Annotated in this window: 13 protein-coding genes and 2 pseudogenes; 5 read left to right on the top strand and 10 right to left on the bottom strand. The window is 72.5% G+C overall.

Annotated elements, in window-relative coordinates:
* Nucleotides 1-78: 78 nt before the first annotated feature.
* Together D0Y53_RS09720 and D0Y53_RS09715 are read left to right on the top strand one after the other, a co-directional pair.
* Entirely contained in the window at nucleotides 79-1,461 is a 1,383-nt protein-coding gene (locus D0Y53_RS09720) for an adenosylmethionine--8-amino-7-oxononanoate transaminase (RefSeq protein WP_117203031.1), read from the top strand.
* Nucleotides 1,452-2,186, top strand: a complete 735-nt coding sequence (locus tag D0Y53_RS09715; protein WP_117203030.1) for a 16S rRNA (uracil(1498)-N(3))-methyltransferase — start codon at nucleotides 1,452-1,454, stop codon at nucleotides 2,184-2,186. Before D0Y53_RS09720 ends, D0Y53_RS09715 begins: the two co-directional genes overlap by 10 nt.
* 26 nt (nucleotides 2,187-2,212) lie before the next feature.
* Here the strand turns inward: D0Y53_RS09715 and D0Y53_RS09710 are convergent, their stop codons facing one another.
* From D0Y53_RS09710 to D0Y53_RS13285, 3 genes and pseudogenes are all read right to left on the bottom strand, one after another.
* The gene (locus D0Y53_RS09710; protein WP_117203029.1) at nucleotides 2,213-2,695 is read right to left on the bottom strand and encodes a chemotaxis protein CheW; all 483 of its coding nucleotides are present in this window, start codon (nucleotides 2,693-2,695) and stop codon (nucleotides 2,213-2,215) included.
* Between the two features lie 19 nt (nucleotides 2,696-2,714).
* Complete coding sequence (locus D0Y53_RS09705) at nucleotides 2,715-3,908, bottom strand: chemotaxis protein CheB (RefSeq protein ID WP_233511738.1); 1,194 nt, start codon at nucleotides 3,906-3,908, stop codon at nucleotides 2,715-2,717.
* Nucleotides 3,901-6,180 (bottom strand): annotated as a pseudogene (locus D0Y53_RS13285) (response regulator); the annotation flags it as partial. The pseudogene D0Y53_RS13285 and the gene D0Y53_RS09705, both read right to left, overlap by 8 nt.
* 149 nt (nucleotides 6,181-6,329) lie before the next feature.
* Between D0Y53_RS13285 and D0Y53_RS13280 the strand changes: the two are divergent.
* Nucleotides 6,330-6,944, top strand: coding sequence for a pentapeptide repeat-containing protein (locus D0Y53_RS13280; protein ID WP_386724868.1), 615 nt, complete (start codon nucleotides 6,330-6,332; stop codon nucleotides 6,942-6,944).
* Between the two features lie 946 nt (nucleotides 6,945-7,890).
* Here D0Y53_RS13280 and D0Y53_RS13275 read toward each other — a convergent pair.
* From D0Y53_RS13275 to pilG, 5 genes and pseudogenes are all read right to left on the bottom strand, one after another.
* Nucleotides 7,891-10,155: pseudogene (locus D0Y53_RS13275) on the bottom strand (FimL-related protein); the annotation flags it as partial.
* A gap of 94 nt (nucleotides 10,156-10,249) precedes the next feature.
* A complete protein-coding gene (locus tag D0Y53_RS09695) occupies nucleotides 10,250-12,271 on the bottom strand; it encodes a methyl-accepting chemotaxis protein (RefSeq protein WP_117203026.1) in 2,022 nt (673 codons plus the stop codon).
* A gap of 36 nt (nucleotides 12,272-12,307) precedes the next feature.
* The gene (locus tag D0Y53_RS09690; protein ID WP_117203025.1) at nucleotides 12,308-12,862 is read right to left on the bottom strand and encodes a chemotaxis protein CheW; all 555 of its coding nucleotides are present in this window, start codon (nucleotides 12,860-12,862) and stop codon (nucleotides 12,308-12,310) included.
* Between the two features lies 1 nt (nucleotide 12,863).
* Nucleotides 12,864-13,229: a response regulator transcription factor gene (locus D0Y53_RS09685; protein WP_117203024.1), complete on the bottom strand. Its 366-nt coding sequence runs from the start codon at nucleotides 13,227-13,229 to the stop codon at nucleotides 12,864-12,866.
* Between the two features lie 20 nt (nucleotides 13,230-13,249).
* On the bottom strand, nucleotides 13,250-13,651 hold the full coding sequence (pilG, locus tag D0Y53_RS09680) for a twitching motility response regulator PilG (RefSeq protein WP_117203023.1): 402 nt from the start codon (nucleotides 13,649-13,651) through the stop codon (nucleotides 13,250-13,252).
* 182 nt (nucleotides 13,652-13,833) lie between these two features.
* Here pilG and gshB point away from each other — a divergent pair, with 182 nt between their 5' ends.
* Nucleotides 13,834-14,781 (top strand): glutathione synthase, encoded by a 948-nt coding sequence (gshB, locus tag D0Y53_RS09675; RefSeq protein WP_117203022.1) that lies wholly within the window; start codon nucleotides 13,834-13,836, stop codon nucleotides 14,779-14,781.
* 133 nt (nucleotides 14,782-14,914) lie between these two features.
* Nucleotides 14,915-15,793 carry an energy transducer TonB gene (locus D0Y53_RS09670; RefSeq protein ID WP_386724870.1) on the top strand — a complete coding sequence of 293 codons (879 nt, stop codon included), beginning with the start codon at nucleotides 14,915-14,917 and terminating at the stop codon, nucleotides 15,791-15,793.
* A 122-nt stretch (nucleotides 15,794-15,915) separates the two neighbouring features.
* Here D0Y53_RS09670 and tsaB read toward each other — a convergent pair whose 3' ends face one another.
* On the bottom strand, nucleotides 15,916-16,608 hold the full coding sequence (gene tsaB / locus D0Y53_RS09665) for a tRNA (adenosine(37)-N6)-threonylcarbamoyltransferase complex dimerization subunit type 1 TsaB (protein ID WP_117203020.1): 693 nt from the start codon (nucleotides 16,606-16,608) through the stop codon (nucleotides 15,916-15,918).
* Nucleotides 16,605-18,632, bottom strand: coding sequence for a DNA repair helicase YoaA (gene yoaA / locus D0Y53_RS09660; RefSeq protein WP_117203019.1), 2,028 nt, complete (start codon nucleotides 18,630-18,632; stop codon nucleotides 16,605-16,607). The genes tsaB and yoaA overlap by 4 nt, the downstream gene beginning before the upstream one ends.
* Nucleotides 18,633-18,637 lie beyond the last annotated feature (5 nt).

Here is an 18,637-nt window from a genome sequence, read left to right as displayed (position 1 = left end):
GGACGCGAGCGACGCGGATGCGGCGATAATGCGGCAATGCATAGCCAAACTGACCGGGACGGGCTTCATGCCGGCACGATGATAGCGGACGCCGACGACTGGCGTACGCGCGATCTGGCCGTGCTCTGGCATCCGTGCACGCAGATGCGCGAACATCCGCATGCGCTGCCGCTGCTGCCGGTGGCGCGCGGCGACGGCGCCTGGCTGGTCGGCTTCGACGGCCGCCGCGTGCTGGACGGGGTCAGCAGCTGGTGGACCAACCTGCACGGCCACGCCGAACCGCGTATCGCCGCGGCCATCGGTCGGCAGGCGCAGACGCTGGAGCAGGTGATCCTGGCCGGCTGCTCGCACGCGCCCGCGGTCGAACTGGCCGAACGCCTGCTCGCCCTCGCCCCGCGCGAGGCCGGGCGCGCGCCGCTGGCCAAGGTGTTCTACGCCGACAACGGCTCCTCGGGCGTGGAAGTGGCGCTGAAGATGGCCTTCCACTGGTTCCACAACCGCGGCGTCGCCGGCCGCACCAAGTTCGTCGCGCTGACCGGCAGCTACCACGGCGAGACGCTGGGCGCGCTGTCGGTGGGCGACATCCCGCTGTACCGGCGCGTGTATGCGCCGCTGCTGCTGGAATCGCTGTTCGCGCCGTCGCCCGACGCCTTCGGCGCACGCGATGAAGCCGCCGCGATCGCCTGCGCCGAGCGCGCCGCCGACGCGCTGGCGGCGCTGTTCGACGCGCACGCCGGCGAAATCTGCGCCTTCATCCTCGAACCGCTGCTGCAGTGCGCCGGCGGCATGCGCATGCACCATCCCGCCTACCTGCGGCGCGTGCGCGAACTGTGCGACGCGTACGGCGTGTTCCTGATCGCCGACGAGATCGCGGTCGGCTTCGGCCGCACCGGCACCCTGTTCGCCTGCGAACAGGCCGGCATCCAGCCGGATTTGATGTGCCTGTCCAAGGGCCTGACCGGCGGCTTCCTGCCGCTGTGCGCGGTGCTGGCGACGCAGGACATCTACGACGGCTTCCTCGACGACTCGCGCGAGCGCGCGTTCCTGCATTCGCACAGCTACAGCGGCAACCCGCTGGCCTGCGCGGCGGCGCTGGCTTCGCTGGACATCTTCGACGCCGACGACGTGCTGGCGCGCAACCGCGCCACCGCCGCCCGGATGGTTGCGCTGGCGGCGCCGTTCCGCACCCATCCGGCGGTGGCGGAAGTGCGCCAGCTGGGGATGGTGGTGGCGATCGAACTGCATCCGGAACCGGACAACCGCGAGGACGGCCACGCGGTGGAGATCGCCGGCCGCCGCGGCCTGCGCATGTACCGCGCGGCGCTGGACGCCGACGTGCTGCTGCGCCCGCTGGGCGACGTGCTGTACTGGATGCCGCCCTACTGCATCGACGACGCGCAGCTGGACCTGCTGGCGCACGCCACCGCCACCGCGCTGGCGGAGGCGGACCGGTGCGCCTGACCCGCAGCTTCGTCGACCGGCCGCTGCGTGCGGGCGACACCCTGGTCCTGCCCGACGCCGCCGCCGCGCACCTGGTGCGCGTGCTGCGCCTGCAGCCGGGCGACGCCTGCGTGCTGTTCAACGGCGACGGCCACGATTACGACGCGCGCCTGGTGTCGGTGGGCAAGCGCGAAGTGCGGGCGGAAGTCGTCGCCGCTCGCCGGACCGACAACGAATCGCCGCTGGCGATCATCCTGGTGCAGGGCATCGCGCGCGGCGAGAAGATGGACTGGATCCTGCAGAAGGCGACCGAACTCGGGGTCGCGGCGATCGTGCCGGTGGTCAGCGAGCGCAGCGAGGTCCGGCTGGACGGCGAACGCGCCGACAAGCGCACGACGCACTGGCGCGAGGTCGTCGTCGCCGCCTGCGGGCAATCCGGGCGCGCCACGGTGCCGCCGGTGTCCGCGCCGCAGCCGCTGGCGACGGCCGTCGCCCGGCTGCCCGCCGGGGCCCGGCGCCTGCTGCTGGACCCGCAAGCCGCGCACGGCCTGGACGCGGGCGTCGCCGCGGCCGATGGCATCGTGCTGGCGATCGGCCCCGAGGGCGGCTGGTCGGCGCGCGACCTGGCCACGTTGCGCGATCACGGTTTCGCCGGCTTGCGGCTGGGGCCGCGGGTGCTGCGCACGGAAACCGCCGGCCTCGCCGCGATCGCGGCACTGCAGGCGCTCCACGGCGATCTGGGCTGAACCGCGCCGGGCGCGCGACGCAGTGCTCAGGCCGCCTGCGCCAGCGCCTGCCCGATCAGCTGCTCGACCTGCTCCAGGTCCGGCAACAGCGCGGCATCCTCGTTGAGCACCACCCGTGCCTGCACGCCGGCCGGCAGGTCCTGGCCAAGGGCGCCATCGTCGGCCGCCAGCGCCGCACGCGACACAGTCACCAGACGCGGGAAGCCCTGGGTCAGCAGGGCGAAGAACGGCGCTTTGGGATCGCCGCCGAGGGCCTTGAGCACCACCACTTTGCTGCCCAGGCCGCCATGTTCGTCGGCGATGCCCGCCAGGCGCGCGAAGGCGATCAGCGGCAGCTGCCAGCCGCGCCAGCGGATGCGGCCGAGCAGCCAGTCCGGCGCTCCGGCGACCGGCTCCGGCGCGGCGAACGACAGCACCTCGGCGATGGTGGCGTTGGGCAGCAGCAAACGCGCGCCCGCCACCTGGATCAGCACGCCGCGGATATCGGTCTGGGAAGTGGAGGAATTCATGGGCGGGAGTCCTTGGGCTTCAGGCCGGCCAGCGCGCGGCCAGCTTGCGGGCGAGTTCGGCGGGCGCGCCGGCTTCGGCCCCGCGCGCGGCCAGCGCCTGGGCCGCGACGGCGTCGTAGCAGCCGTCGGGCGACTGCCCGGCCACCAGCGCGCCGCGGGCGGCGTGGGTCATGGCCGCATCCACCACCGCCGGATCGCTGCCGCTGAGCAGGATCACGGCGCTGTCGGCGGCCGGCAGCTGCGCCAGCAGGTCGGCGCCGGCATCGCCGAAACGCAGCCCGGCGTCGTCGGCGATCAGGCCCAGCTCCGCCGGCAATACGTAGACATGGCCGCGCTGCAGCGCCTCGCCGGCCACGGCCAGGTGCACCGGCATCGCGGTGGCGCGCTGCATCTGCCGCACCAGCTTGTCGTGGCGGGCGCCGTCCAGACGCTGCTGGATCAGGACCGGCCGCGGGAACCCCTCCGGCAGGCTGCCGAGCAGTTGTCGTACCGCATCCGGGCCGCCGATTCCAGCCAGCACCAGCACCGCGCCGTCGCGGTTGACCCGCGGGCGCGGCGCATCGACCAGTTCCATGCCGGCGATCCGCTGCTGCAGCTCGTCCAGGTCGCGCTGGAAACGGTCGCGGGCGAGGTGGTCGTCGGCGGGTTCGCCCAGGTCCAGCGGGGGCGCCGGCGCCGCGGCGGGTCCCGCTCGGTCGGGGGCCGCCGCGGTCGAGTCCAGCTGGTCGCGCGGCACGGCCACGGCCAGGGTCTCGGCCTCGCCGGCGATGGCGCTGAGATCACCGTCGCTTTCCGGGCGTCGGTACAGACTCAGGCCGCCGGGCTGGGGCTGCAGGTCCACGTCCTCGGCCACGGCTTCGGCGCCGGGCGGCAGCACGTCACCGTGGCGATGGAGCTTGGCGGCCAGGTGCCGCACCCAGCGCGCCGCGTCCCAGCCGTCGCGCTGCGCGGCGAGTTCGGCCTCGTCGAAGATCACGGTGACCGCCGGATCCGCCAGCAGCGCCTCGTAGCGGTCCAGCGCCTCTTCCACGCTCGGCTCCAGCGCCACCAGCACCGCCTGCGCCCCGGCCGCGGCGACGTCGACGGCCGCGCCCTGGGTCGGATCGGCGACCAGCACCAGCTGCGCTCCGGCTTCCTGCAGCGCCGCCTGCAGGCGCTCGCAGGCGGCGCCGGGGCGCGCCAGCAGCGCGACCCGCATGGCCGGTTCAGCCATGGCCCAGCGGCTCCCGGCCGGTCGCGCCGGCGGTCTGTTCCTGCGCCAGCAGTTCGAACACGTTGCGCATCAGCTCGTGTTCCTGGTACGGCTTGCCGAGGTAGCGGTTGACGCCGATCTCCATCGCGCGCTGGCGGTGTTTCTCGCCGGTCCGCGAGGTGATCATGATGATCGGCACGTCGCGCAGGCGCGGGTCGGCCTTCATCGCGGTGGCCAATTCGTAGCCGTCCATGCGCGGCATCTCGATGTCGAGCAGCATCAGGTCGGGCACGTGCTCGGCCATCCGCTCCAGCGCGTCGATGCCGTCCTTCGCGGTACCGACCTCGAAGTTGTGGCGCTCGAGCACGCGGCCGGTGACCTTGCGCATGGTCACCGAGTCGTCGACCACCATCACCAGCGGCACCCTGCGCGCTTCCACCGCCGGCGCCGGCGCGAGATCGCGTGGCTGCGCGGCGCGGCGGCGCACCAGCGGGGCGACGTCGAGGATTACCACGACGTTGCCGTCGCCCATGATGGTGGCGCCGAAGATGCCCGGGATCGAGGCGACCTGCGGGCCGACCGGCTTGACCACGATTTCGCGGTTGCCCAGCACCTGGTCGACCGCCACCGCTGCGCGCAGGTCGCCGGAGCGGATCAGCAGCAGCGGCATCTGCAACTGGCCCTCGGCCTTGGCCGCACCGGCGCCGAGCAACACGCCCAGATCGTGCAAGGCATAGTCCTCGCCGCCGTAGGCGTAGCTCGCGCCCGGCTTGTCGAGGTCGGCGCGCGCGATGCGGCCGACGCCGCGCACCGATGCGATCGGCACCGCGAAACTGGTTTCGCCGATGCGCACGAATACCGCCTGCGTCACCGCCAGCGTCTGCGGCAGGCGCAGCAGGAAACTGGTGCCCTTGCCGGCCCGGGTCTGGATGTCGATGGTGCCGCCGAGCTGTCGCACCTCGCTGGCGACCACGTCCATGCCGACACCGCGGCCGGCGAGGCGGCTGACGTGGTCGGCGGTGGAGAAGCCGGGCTCGAAGATCAGGGCGTCCAGCACGCTGTCGGCCAGCACCGCGTCGCCGCGGATCAGGCCGCGCGCCAGCGCGCGCTCGCGGATCGCCTGGCGATTGAGCCCGGCGCCGTCGTCGGCGACCTCCAGCACCACTTCCGAGCCTTCGCGGCGCACCGCGATCCGGATCTCGCCCTCTTCCGGCTTGCGCGCCTTGCGGCGCGCGTCCGGCGCTTCCAGCCCGTGCGCCACCGCGTTGCGCAGCATGTGTTCCAGCGGCGCGGTCATGCGCTCGAGCACGTTGCGGTCGAGCTCGCCCTGCGCGCCTTCCAGCTTGAGCTGGACCTGCTTGCCGGTGTCGGTCGCGGCCTGGCGCAGCACCCGGCGCAGGCGCGGCACCAGCGCGTCGAACGGCACCATGCGCGTGCGCATGAGGCCTTCCTGCAGGTCCGAGCTGACCCGCGACTGCTGCAGCAGCAGGGTTTCGTACTGGCGGGTGAGGTCGTCCAGCGAGCCCTGCAGCGAGGTCAGGTCGGCGGCCGACTCGGCCAGCGCGCGCGAGAGCTGCTGCAGGGTCGAGAAGCGGTCGAGTTCCAGCGGGTCGAAGGTCTGATCGGCGGTGTCGTGCTCGCGCTGGTAGCGGGCGATGATCTGCGCTTCGGTCTCGCTGTCCAGGCGCCGCAGCTGGTCGCGCAGGCGCATGTTGGTCTGTTCCATCTCGACCATCGCGCTGCGGAACGCGCCGAGCTGCTGCTCCAGGCGGGCGCGGTAGATGGCGACCTCGCCGGCGTAGTTGACCAGACGGTCGAGCAGGTCGGCGCGGATGCGCACCTGCTCCTGCGGGGCGCGCACACTGACGTCGTCGTCGGGGTGCGGCTCGCCGATCGGCGCCGACAGCGGCTTGAGTTCGACCTTCGGCGCCGGCAGCGGCGCGGGCGCGGCCGCGGCGCCAGTGTCGTGCGCCGCCGGCGCGAACGCCTGCCCGCGCGAACGCGCGTCGAATTCGGCGATCAGTTGCTGCGGCAGGGCGATCGCGCGGCGCGTGCCGACGCGGGTGACCATCGCATGCAGGCGGTCGATGCCGCGCTCCAGCAACGGCACGCTGTCGCGGCCGAGTTCGGTGCGCTGGTCGACCACCGCTTCCAGCAGCGACTCCATCACATGGCCGAGCTCGCCCACGGCCATGATGCCGGCCATGCGCGCGCCGCCCTTGAGCGTGTGCAGATCGCGCTGCAGGCCGATCAGCAGCTCGCGTTCGCCCGGGGTCTCGTGCAGCTGCGCCAGCAGGCCGTCGGCATGGTCCAGCAGGTCGACGCTCTCCTCGACGAAGATGTCCACCAGTTCCGGATCGAGCCCGGCGAGGTCCAGGGCCTCGTCCGGATCCTCGACCGCTGCGGCCGTCCGCGCCCGCGAGTCCGGAGCGGCCGGCGGGATTGCGGCCGGGGCTGCAGCAAGACGTTCGGCTTCGGCACGTTCGGCTTCGGCACGTTCGGCTTCGGCACGTTCGGCTTCGGCCCGTTCGGCTTCGGCACGTTCGGCTTCGGCACGTTCGGCTTCGGCGCGTTCGGCTTCGGCGCGTTCGGCTTCGGCGCGTTCGGCTTCGGCGCGTTCGGCTTCGGCACGTTCAGCTTCGGCACGTTCGGCTTCGGCACGTTCGGCTGCGGCACGTTCGGCTGCGGCACGTTCGGCCTGCGCCTGCTGCTCGCGGGCAAGGCGGTCCTGTTCGGCGTATTCGGCCTCCAGCTGCGCGTATTCCAGACGCTCGGCTTCCTCGAGCCGCTCGGCTTCGGCACGCTCGGCTTCGGCGCGCTCGGCTTCGGCGCGCTCGGCTTCGGCGCGTTCGGCTTCGGCGCGTTCGGTTTCGGCGCGTTCGGCTTCGGCGCGTTCGGTTTCGGCGCGTTCGGTTTCGGCGCGTTCGGCTTCGGCACGCTCGGCTGCGGCATGTTCGGCTTCGAGGCGTTCGGCTTCGAGGCGTTCGGCTTCGAGGCGTTCGGCTTCGAGGCGCTCGGCTTCGAGGCGCTCGGCTTCGAGGCGCTCGGCTTCGATAAAATCGGCGGTGAGATCCTCGACCGGTGCCGGCGCATCCGCGGCGGGCGTGGCCGCTTCCGGGCCGGGGGCGAAGATTTCGGCTTCCAGACCGCTGGCCTCCAAGTCGCTGAAGGCCACGGGTTCGATCCGGCTCGGCTCCGCCTGGGCGGCGTCCGGGTCCTCGAATGCGGCGGCCAGGTCGCCGTAGGCACTGAGGTCCAGCGCGGCCAGCTCCCGCGCCAGCGCGTCGTCGGCCGGCTCGACCGGCAGTGCCGGAGCCGCGGTTTCCTCCAGCGGCAGGATGCCCTCGGGCAGGCTGTCGCGCAGGGCGGCCAGGCGCGCGGCGAGCGCGTCGCAGCGCGGCACCCGCGGCGCCGGCGCATGCAGGGCGGCCAGCGTGAGCCGGGCCGTTTCGGTCAGTTGCGCCAGCGCATCGACGCCCTCGGGCGTGACGATCGCATGCGCCACCAGCAGGCGCTTGACGTAGGCCTCGGCCGGGGTCATGGCGTCGGTGATCGCCGGCACCTCGGTCATCGCGAAAGCGCCGTTCATGGTGTGGATGGCGCGCAGCAGGCCGTCGTCGGCACTGGCCGGGGCGGTGCGCGCGGCGAAAATCCACTGGTCGACGGTGGCCAGGTGGCCGCTGATCTCGGTGTCGAGGATTTCCAGCAGCACCGGATCGACGTTGGCCACGACGCCGTCGTCGCCGGTCGCGGTGTCCTGGGGCCCGGCCGGCAGCTCGGGCGCGATCGTCCCGGCGGCGGCGGCGACTGCGGCTTCGGCCGTATCGGCGACGAGCTCGGGCTCCGGTTCGGGCTCCGGCACCATGGCCGCGGCAGGCGCGGTGTAGAACGCGTCCTCGCCGGCGGCAATGCGGTCGGCGACCTCCTGCATCCCGGCAAGATCCGCGCCGAGGCTGCCCTCGCCGCGCAGCGCCGCGTGCAGCTGCGGCAGGGTGTAGAAGGCCTGGTCGACCATCGCCACCACCGCGTCGCTGACCGGGCGCGTGCCGTCGAGCACGCGGTTGAGCATGTTCTCGGTCTTCCACGCGAACTCGCCCAGGGTCCTGGCGCCGACCAGGCGACCGCTGCCCTTGAGGGTGTGGAACACGCGCCGGATCGGGCGCAGCTTCTCCAGGTCCTCGGGCGCAGCGCGCCACGGCGGCAGCAACTGGTCGAGGTTGTCGATTTCTTCCTCGAACTCTTCGAGGAAGACTTCGCGGATTTCGTCGTCGATCTCGTCGCCGGTGACCTCGAAGCCGCCGACCGTGCCTTGGCCGACCGGCGCCGCGGCCGGGGCGGATGCGGGTGCCGGTTGCGGCCGCGGCTCCGCGGCGGGCGCCGGCGGCGCGACGGGAGCGGGGGCGGCGGACGCCTCCACCGCGCTCGGCGCTTCGACGGCCTGCGCCTCGACATTGGGCACCTCGATGCCAGGCACCTCGAAAGCCGCCGCCACCGGCGACGGCTCGACCGGCAGGGCCGGCGCGTCGGCCGCGTCGGGCGCCGGTGCGCTTGCGGGTGCGACCGGCTCGGCCGCCGGCAGCGGCCAGTAGCCGAGCGATTCCAGGCTGTTGCGCGCGATATCGAGGATGTCGTCGCGGTTGGGGCGCTGCTCGCGCAGCGCCTCCAGGTAGTACTCCAGGCTGGCCAGCGCATCGGCCAGGGTGTCGAGCTGGCGGCCGTTGGGTACCCGGTGGCGCGCGATCAGTTCGCGTTCGGCAAACAGCTGCACGCCGGTCAGGTACTGCGCGGGCAGCGGCAGTTCCAGCATCCGCAGCGCGCCGGCGACTTCCTGCAGCAGGCGCGGGACTTCGACCAGTTCGCCGTGGTCCCAGTTGGTCTCCACGAAGGCGACGAACGCCTGGCGCGCGTCGGCGAAATTGGCGATCGCCTCGCGCGCCAGCACCTCCAGCACCTTGCGCGACTCGCTGGCGAGCATGTCGTCGTCGGCGCCGGCGCCGGGGCCGCCCAGACGCGCGACCTGCTCGTCGAGCGAGGCGTCCACGTACAGCAGCGCGCCGGCGATATCCAGCAGCGCGCCCTCGTCGGCGCCGTGGTCGCCGCTGACGATGCCGCGCATCGCGTCGCGCTGCTGCTGCACGACGTTGCGGGCGACGCCGAGGCCGAGCATGCCCAGGGTGTCGGCGACCCGGCCCAGCGCCTCGACCTGCGGTTGCAACCCGGCGACGTCGCCCTGGCCGCTGCGCAGATGCAGGTCGAGCGCGTCCTTGACCCGCAGCAGGTCCTCCTTGACCGCGGCCGACACGGTGTCCAGCAGCGCGCGGTTGCGGCCGGTCAGGCTGCCCTGCGCGTGCGCCAGTTCCGATTCGCTCGGCGCCTGCGCGTCGAGCTCGAAGGTGTCGCGCAGGCCCTGCAACGCGGCGTGCTCGGCATCGGCATGGGCGACGTGGTAAAGCAGTTGCCGGGTCGGCTCCAGCGCCGCCTCGGCGCGCGGCATGCCGAAGCCGTCGTCCTCGAACAGGCGCCGGGTTTCGCGCTCGACGCTGGCGAAGGCCTGGCGCAGCGCCGCGGTCGGCGGCAAGGCGCCGTCGCGCAGGGCGCCGGCCACCGAGGAAGCCACCCACAGCATGCGCCGGCCGGCTTCCTCGCCGGCCTGCGCCAGCAGGCCGTCGATCGCCGCCGCCAGCGCCGCCGCCGATGCCGGCGCGCCCTGCTCCGGCCAGCCGGCGAGCGCATCGTGCAGCTGTGCCAGCAGCGGCGCCGCGCTGACCTCGCGCGACTGCCGCGGGCCGGTCGCTTCCGGCGCCAGCGTGTCCGGCAGCGGCCGCTGCAGGTCGGGCGCGAACAGCACGCTTTCGCTCAGTCCGGTCTCGCCGCGCGCCGCGCGCAACTCGTTGAGCAGCGGCAGCAGCACGATCGGGATGTCCTTGTGCCCGCCCTGCAGCCGCTCCAGGTAATCGGGCAGCAGCACCACGCCGCGCATCAGCGTGGCGCAGGCTTCGTCGTGGTCGGGCACGCGCGCTTCCTGCAGCGCCTGCGCGAGCTGCTCCATCTCCTCGGCGACCATCGCCGGCGCGTACAGCTCGACCATGCGCAAGGTGCCCTGCACCTGGTGCAGATAGCCGGCGCAGAAACGCATGCGGCTGGTGTCGGTGGGATCCTCGGCGAAGGCCTCGATTTCCAGCCGCGCCTGGCGCAGGGTTTCGTCCAGCTCCGGCTTGACCCAGCCCAGCGTGGTGTAGTCGATCGCGTCGCGCAGCACCGTCGTCATCGCGCCACCCTCCGCCGCGCGCGCCTTGCGCACAGGTCGCCAGCGGACACGCGGACAGGTGCGTACATGTTCATCCCTGCGTCGATCCTGGCGGTCAGGCCGGCAGCTTGAAGTCGGCGACCGAACGCCGCAGGTCGGCGGCGAGCTGGGCCAGGTTGCCGATCGACTCGGCGGTCTGGCTGGCGCCCTGCGAGGTCTGCGCGGTGATCGACTGGATCGTGTTCATCGCTTCGGTGATGTTCGAGGCCGCGGCGGTCTGCTGCTGCGCCGCGCTGGAGATGCCCTGGATGAGGTCGGCGAGGTTGGTCGACACGTTTTCGATCTCGCCCAGCGCGGTGCCGGCGTCCTCGGCCAGGCGCGCGCCGGCGACCACTTCCGAGGTCGTCTGCTCCATCGAGCTGACCGCCTCGTTGGTGTCGGCCTGAATCGTCTGCACCAGCGATTCGATGCGCTTGGTCGCATTGGACGAGCGCTCGGCGAGGCGCTGCACTTCGTCGGCCACCACCGCGAACCCGCGGCCGGCCTCGCCGGCCGAGGCCGCCTGGATCGCCGCGTTCAGCGCCAGGATGTTGGTCTGCTCGGAAATGTCGTTGATCAGTTCCACGATCGAGCCGATTTCCTGCGAGCTCTCGCCCAGGCGCTTGATGCGCTTGGAGGTCTCCTGGATCTGGTCGCGGATCGAGTCCATGCCGGCGATCGTCTGCCGCACCACGCCGGCGCCGTTGGTCGCGATCCGCACCGAGCGCTGCGCCACCTCGGCCGACTCGGCGGAGTTCTTCGACACCTGGTTGATGCTGGCCGCGATCTCGTTGATCCGGTCGGAGGCCGAGTTGATCTCGTGCGCCTGGTGCTCGGCGGCCTCGGCCAGGTGCATGGCGGTGGCCTGCGTCTCCTGCGCGCTGGAGGCCACCTGCACCGACGTGTCGGTGATCGTCTGCACCAGACTGCGCAGCTGCTCGACCGCGAAGTTGATCGAGTCGGCGATCGCGCCGGTCATGTCCTCGGTGACCGTCGCCTTCACCGTGAGGTCGCCTTCGGCGAGCGAGCCCATCTCGTCCAGCAGGCGCATGATCGCCTCCTGGTTGCGGTTGTTGAGTTCCATGGTGGTTTCGTAGCGGCGGCGCTGGGCGCGGTTCAGCGAGAACAGCAGGCCGACGATCGCCAGCAACGCCAGCGCGCCGGACACGATGCTGACCCAGACGCCACCGATGATGCTGGTGTCCTTCAGCGAGCCGAACGCGGTGAAGGCGCTGAACAGGTTTTCGCTGTCCGCCAGCAGCTTGTCGGAGCCGGTGGCGATGGCGTCGGCGGCGGCCTGCGCGCGGAACAGGTTCTGCGATGTGCCCAGGATCGCGTCGAGGTCCGTCTTCATCGCGGTCCACAGGGTGTTGGCCTGGTTCAGCGCCGCCAGCGCGTTGGCGTTGGTCAGCCGCTGCACGTTGAGCGCAGGATCGCCCTCGCGCAGGCCCTTGAGCACCTGCCCGAACACGCCGGCGTCGCGCGCCAGCGCGTCGCCGGACAGCGAGGCGCTGGCGCCGCCGGCCTGGATCTCGGTCACGCGGCGGGCCATGGTCGCGGCCAGCACCACCTCGCGCAGGGCGATGTAGATCTGCGAAGACGGCGAGCCGGAGGCCGACATCGCACGCACCACCTCGTCCATCTGCGCCTGCAGCTGTGGCACCCGCTGGGTAAAGCTGCTGGCGTTACCGGCCAGGCCGAGCACCGCCTTCTCCGAGGCGACCAGCTGGTCGGCGCCCTCGGCCAACGGCGCCCAGGTGTCGGTGACGGTGTTGATCGGGCCGGCGACGCCCGCGGTCTGGCCGAAACGGTCGTTGAGCAGCTTGATGTCGCTGTCGATCTGCTGGCGCGTGGCCTTGAACGCGGCGAACGACTCGGCGTCGCCGCCGACCGCCTCGCGGCCCTGGTTGGCCAGGCGCTGCGAGTTCACCTGCAGGTTCGAGGCCGCGGTGCTGGCGCCACCCAGCCGCGCCGCCTTGGTCGTGGCCCAGATGGTATTGCCTGCGAACACCAGCAGCGACAGGATCAGCAACCAGATCCAGACGTTGGTGCCGACGTTGCGGCCCTTGCCGGCGACAGTGTCCATTACAGTGCTCATGGTTCGACCTCGACCTTCGGTTGCGATGCGCGGCGGTCAGGCCGCGGCTTGTCTGAATTCGGGAGTGCGGGCCAGCCGTTCCAGGCTGAAGATGCCCCAGGCGTTGTCGGCCTGCCGGTAGGCGCGATCGACGAAATGCGCGTAACGGCCGCCGGCCAGGTCGTGGTCGGACAGCGCCTCGGCCGGCAGCAGCTGCTCCTCGACGAAGCTGCGCTGGCCGAACAGCTCGTCGATGGTCACCGCGACGTCGCCGCCGGGCTGGCGCACGATCAGCACGCGCTGGCCCTCGTACAGCACCGTGCGCTCGCCTTCCAGGAACTGCTTGAGGTCGACGATCGGCAGCAGGTTGCCGCGGATGTTGGCGACCCCGAGCATCCACGGCTGCGCGCCGGGCACGGGCGTCACCTCCGGCATCGGCAGGATCTCGACCACTTCGTCGAAACCCGCCGCCAGCCGCTTGCCGCCGATGCGGAAGCCGACCCCGCGCCACAGCCCGGGCGCGTCGAGCTGCTCGGGCAGGCCGGCGACGTGCGCCAGGCTGCGCTGCTCGTAGTCGGCGAGGATCTCGAACGGGCCGCGCTGCCTGCTCATCTCAGGCGCCGAGCAGCTCGTTGATGCGGGCCACCAGCGCGCCCTCGTTCGGTGGCTTGACGATGTAGTCCTTGGCGCCCTGGCGCAGGCCCCAGGCCTTGTCGGTCTCCATGCCCTTGGTGCTGACGATCAGCACCGGGATCGCGCTGGTGGCGCCGTCGCGCGACAGCGCGCGGGTGGCCTGGAAACCGTTCATGCCGGGCAGCACCACGTCCATCAGCACCAGGTCCGGCAGCTCGCGCTTGCAGACCTCGATGCCGTCCTCGGCGCTGCCCGAAGTCAGCACCTGGTGGCCGTTGCGTTCCAGCAACTGGGTGAGCACCGCCGTGTCGGTCGGCGAGTCCTCGATCAGGAGAATGCGTGCCATTGGATTGCCCTGCCCCCCGGTCAGGCGTTGACGTGCTTGCGGATCGCGTCGAGGAGTTCCTCGCGCGTGAAAGGCTTGGTGACGTACTGCTCGGAGCCGACGATGCGGCCGCGGGCCTTGTCGAACAGGCCGTCCTTGGACGACAGCATGATCACCGGCGTGGACTTGAACAGCTGGTTGTTCTTGATCAGGGCGCAGGTCTGGTAGCCGTCCAGGCGCGGCATCATGATGTCGACGAAGATGATCTGCGGCTGGTGGTCGGCGATCTTGGCCAGCGCCTCGAAACCGTCGGTGGCGGTGACCACGTCGGCGCCTTCGCGCTTGAGCAGCGTCTCGGCGGTGCGCCGGATCGTCTTGGAGTCGTCGATCACCATCACGCGGAGGCCGTCGAGGCTTCCGGTGTGGCTGTCATCTGGCGTCATTGCTGCTCCCCTGTGCGCGGCGCTTCGTGCTTGCCGGCGTCGCTGCGAACCGTCTATATCCCAGCCCGCGGCGGCACTGTCAAGCACCAGATGGCCGGCACCGCTGTCTGAACGCGTTCACGCGGTCCGGCCCGCCGGGCGCCCCTGTTACCATTCCCCGGGTTCCGTCGCGGATCGATCGCATGTCGCTGGATGTCGTCATCGTGATGGACCCGATCGGGTCGATCAAGGTCGCCAAGGACTCCACCTTCGCGATGCTGCTGGAGGCGCAGCGGCGCGGCCATCGGCTGCTCTACGTGGTGCCGGGCGGGCTGTCGGTGCGCGACGGCCTGGCCGAGGCGCTGGTCGCCCCGCTCGCGGTCCGCGACGACCCCGCCGACTGGTTCGAGCTCGACTCGGCGTCGCGGATCCCCCTGGGCGCGGGCCAGGTGGTGCTGATGCGCACCGACCCGCCGGTGGATCCCGACTACATCCACGACACCCAGGTCCTGGGGCTGGCGCAGGCCGCCGGCGCCTGCGTGGTCAACGATCCGCGCGGGCTGCGCGACATGAACGAGAAGCTGACGGCGCTGGAGTTCCCGCAATGCTGCCCGCCGACCCTGGTCAGCCGCGATGCCGGCGCGCTCAAGGCCTTCGTCGCCGAGCACGGCGAGGCGGTGCTCAAGACCCTGGACGGCATGGGCGGGCGCTCGATCTTCCGCGCCCGCCACGGCGACCCCAACACCAACGTCATCCTCGAGACCCTGACCGGGGGCGGCCGCCACCTGGCCATGGCGCAACGCTACATCCCGGAGATCAGCGCCGGCGACAAGCGCATCCTGCTGGTCGACGGGGTGCCGGTGGACTACTGCCTGGCGCGGATCCCGCAGGGCGACGAGTTCCGCGGCAACCTGGCCGCCGGCGGCCGCGGCGAAGGCCGCCCGCTGACCGAGCGCGACCGCTGGATCGCGGCCCAAGTGGGGCCGGAAATGCGGCGTCGCGGCATGGTCTTCGTCGGCCTGGACGTGATCGGCGACTATCTCACCGAGGTCAACGTCACCAGCCCGACCTGCATCCGCGAGCTGGACAAGCAGTTCGGCCTCAACATCGCCGGGCAGCTGTTCGACGCGATCCAGGCCCGATGCGGGTGATCGGGCCGTCCGCCGTACGGCGTCCGCGGCCCGGGGCCGGCCCTCGCCCGGACCCGGCTCCGCCGGCCGACGGGCACCCTTCCAGCGGCGCGCAGGCCCCGCCCGGCCTGTGGCCCGGCCTGCCGGGACGGCACTGATGGCCGCCGTCGCCGCCCCCCGCCCGCAGATCGGCGACCGCGAGCGCCTGAGCGCGACCCTGGTGCTGTCGCTGCTGCTGCACGGGCTGCTGATCCTCGGGGTCGGCTTCGTGGTCAGCGACGCCGCGCCGGTGCTGCCGACGCTGGACGTGATCCTGACCCAGACCCGGACCGCATTGACCCCGAAGCAGGCCGACTTCCTCGCCCAGGCCAGCAACCAGGGCGGCGGCGAGAGCGACAAGACCACCCGCCCGCGCGACAGCCAGACCGGCCAGGTGCCCAAGGTCGACGCCGGCCTGGCCCCGCACGAGCTGCGGGCGCAAAGCCCGGCGCCGCAGCCCCCGCCGCAGGCGCGCATCCTCAGCAGCAGCGCCGGCCGCGCCCGCGCGCCGCTGCCGCAGACCGCGCCGCAGGTGCAGGCCACGCCGCTGCCGCCCGGGCGGCTGAAGCTGGAGCACGACATGGCGATGGCGCGGCTGGCGGCGGAGATCCACCTGCGCTCGCAGCGCTACGCCAAGCGGCCGACGCGCAAGTTCGTCTCCGCCAGCACCCGCGAGTACGCCTGGGCCGCCTACCTGCGCGCCTGGGTCGACCGGGTCGAGCGCGTGGGCAACCTCAACTATCCCGACGAAGCCCGGCGGCGCCACATCGGCGGCGTGGTGGTGATCAACGTCGGCATCCGCCGCGACGGCACGGTGGAGCGCGCCGACATCGTCCGCTCCAGCCACATCCCGCTGCTGGACGCCGCGGCGCTGCGCATCGCCAAGCTTGCCGAACCCTATCCGCCGCTGCCGAAAACGGCTGAGGACCCGGACATCCTCAACGTCGTGCGCACCTGGCAGTTCCTGCCGGGCGGAACCCTGGTCGATCGCTGATCAAGGGCTGCCGGTCGAGGGCGTGGATCGGAGGGCGGTCACGGCCCGGCATGCCGCGCAATGCGTCGCCGGGAACGATGAGACGGTGAGATTCCCGGCTGGCGGCGCCGGGCTCGCGTCGCTCAGCGCGTCGCGCGCCGGGCCTGCTGCTCGGCCAGGGTGAGCGCGACGTGGTCGCGCAGGTAGGCCGGTTCGACCCGCTCGGGCGCCAGCGCCTCGCCGCGCGCGAACGCCGGTGCCGCCAGCCGCGCGACATCGGCCGCATGCGGCAACGCGTCCGCCGCCACGGCCGCCAGGCTCGCGCCAAGCCGCGCCGGCAGCGCGCCGTCGCCTGCGGCAAAGCCGGTACCGATGCCGTGCCAGCCGGCGCCGGCGGGCAGCGGGATCGCGCCGGGCGCGCCCACCGCCTCGGCCTGCAGCGCGCGCAGAGCGTCGGCTTCGCGCACGTACGCGCCGAGGTAGACCTCGCCCATGCGCGCGTCAATCGCGGCGAGAATGCGCTCGCCGGCGGCGGGCCAGGCCAGCGCCGCCAGCGTCGACACCGGCACCACCGGGCGGTCGAGCGCCAGCGCGATGCCCTGCGCGATCGCCACCCCCAGGCGCACGCCGGTGAACGCGCCGGGGCCGCGGCCGACCGCGATCGCGTCCAGCTGCGTCTTCGCCACGCCGGCCTCGGCCAGCAGCTGCTGCGCCCACGGCAAGGCCAGTTCCGCGTGCCGGCGCGGCGCCAGCTCGAAGCGCTCGCGCACCGCGCCATCCAGCCACAGCGCCACCGAGCAGGCCTCGGTCGAGGTTTCGAATGCCAGCAGCTTCATTGCGGATCGGTGCCCGTCATCGGCGGCGATTGTGCCGCAAAGAACGCTTCGACATCGACCAGCTCGCGGGTGCGCGGCAACGGTGGCAGCGACTCCAGGAACACGCGGCCATAGTTCTTGCCGCTCAGGCGCGGGTCGCACAGCACCAGCACGCCGCGGTCGGTCTCGGTGCGGATCAGGCGCCCGGCGCCCTGCTTGAGCGCGATCACCGCCTGCGGCAGCTGCTCGTCGCGGAACGGGTTGCCGCCGGCGCGGCGCACCGCCTGCAGCCGCGCCTCGAACACCGGATCGTCGGGCGCGGCGAACGGCAGCTTGTCGATCGCGACCACGGTGAGCGCGTCGCCGGGCACGTCGACGCCTTCGCGGAAGCTGGCGGTGCCCAGCAGCACGCCGTTGCCCGAATCGCGGAAGCGTTGCAGCAACTGCGCGCGCGGCGCCTCGCCCTGCACGAACAGCGGCCACGGCGATCCGCGCAGCGCCTGCGCCGCCTCGCGCAGCGCGCGATGGGACGCGAACAGCACGAAGGCGCGGCCGCCGGAAGCTTCCAGCACCGGCCGCAACGCATCCAGCAGCGACGCCGTGTAGTCGCGCGACATCGGCGGCGGCAGCCCCGGCGGCAGATAGCACAAGGCCTGGCGGTCCCAATCGAAGGGACTGGGTTCGAGCAGCGTGCGCGGCGCCTGCAGGCCGAGCCGCGCCGCGAAGTGGGCGAAATCGCCGGCTACCGACAGCGTCGCCGAGGTGAACACCCAGGCCGCGCGCGACTGCTCGCGATGGCTGCGCAACGGCGCGGACACGTCCAGCGGCGTGCGCTGCAGGCGGAAGCCGCGCGGCGTCAGCTCGTACCAGCGCACGTCGTCGTCGGAAAAGGCAATGGGGTCGGAGTCGTTCTCCAGCGTCGTGCCATCGCGCGGTGACGCATCCCCGTCGGAAAACGATTCCGAGCCGGTTCCCCCCAGCCAGCGCGCCAGCCGCGCCCCCGCGTCCAGCGCCCGCGCGTGGCAGGCGTCCAGGCCGGGCGAGGCTTCGCGCAAGGGCGCCAGCGCCGCAGCCAGTTGCGCCAGCGCCCCGACCAGCGCCTCGAACGCCTCGCCTACCGGCGCCGGCTGCAGCGCCCGCTGCCGGGTGCCGCGCAGCGGCAGCATCTCCATCGCCGCGCGCAGCGCGCGGACGGCATGTTCCAGTTGCGCCGCCGGCGGCTGCAGCAGCGCGAGTGCGCCGGGCACGTCCTTGCATTCGCGCAGCGCGTCGCGCGCCAGCTCCAGCAGCGGCCGCGCGCCGAGGCTTTCGCCGAAGAACTGCGCGGCCAGTTCCGGCAGCTGGTGCGCCTCGTCGACCACGAACGCCTGCGCCCCCGGCAGGATTTCGCCGAAGCCCTCCTGCTTGAGCGCCAGGTCCGCCAGCAGCAGGTGGTGGTTGACCACCACCAGGTCGGCCGCCTGCGCGCGCTGGCGCGCCTGCACCACGAAGCACTCCGCCCAGAACGGGCAATCGCTGCCCAGGCAGTTTTCGGCGGTGCTGGTGACCAGCGGCAACAGCGGCGAATCGTCCGCCAGGCCGTCGAGTTCGGCCAGGTCGCCCATGCGCGTGCGCCCGCTCCAGGCGAGGATCCGCTGGAACTGCGCGGCCTGCTCGCGGCTGGCGAAGCGCTCGCCCTTGGCCTGCTCCAGGCGGTAGCGGCACAGGTAGTTGGCGCGGCCTTTCAGCAGCGCGCTCTTGAGCCCGACCCCGAGCGCGTCGCGCACCCGCGGCAGGTCGCGGTGGTAAAGCTGGTCCTGCAGCGCGCGGGTGCCGGTGGAGACGATGGTCTTCAGGCCCGACAGCAAGGCCGGCACCAGGTAGGCGTAGGTCTTGCCGGTGCCGGTGCCGGCCTCGGCCAGCAGCACGTCGCCTTGCTCGAAGGTCTGTGCGACCGCCGCGGCCAGGCGCTGCTGCGCCGGACGCGGCGCGAACCCGGCGATCGTATCGGCCAGGGCGCCGCCCGGCGCCAGCGCGGCGCGGCTGCGGTCGGTCAGTGCGGACATCGGGT

It is taken from the genome of Cognatiluteimonas weifangensis (assembly GCF_003416885.1).
GTDB classification, from domain to species: Bacteria; Pseudomonadota; Gammaproteobacteria; order Xanthomonadales; family Xanthomonadaceae; genus Cognatiluteimonas; species Cognatiluteimonas weifangensis.
Note: the sequence above shows the minus strand (reverse complement) of the source record. Positions and strands in the feature narration are given on the sequence as shown.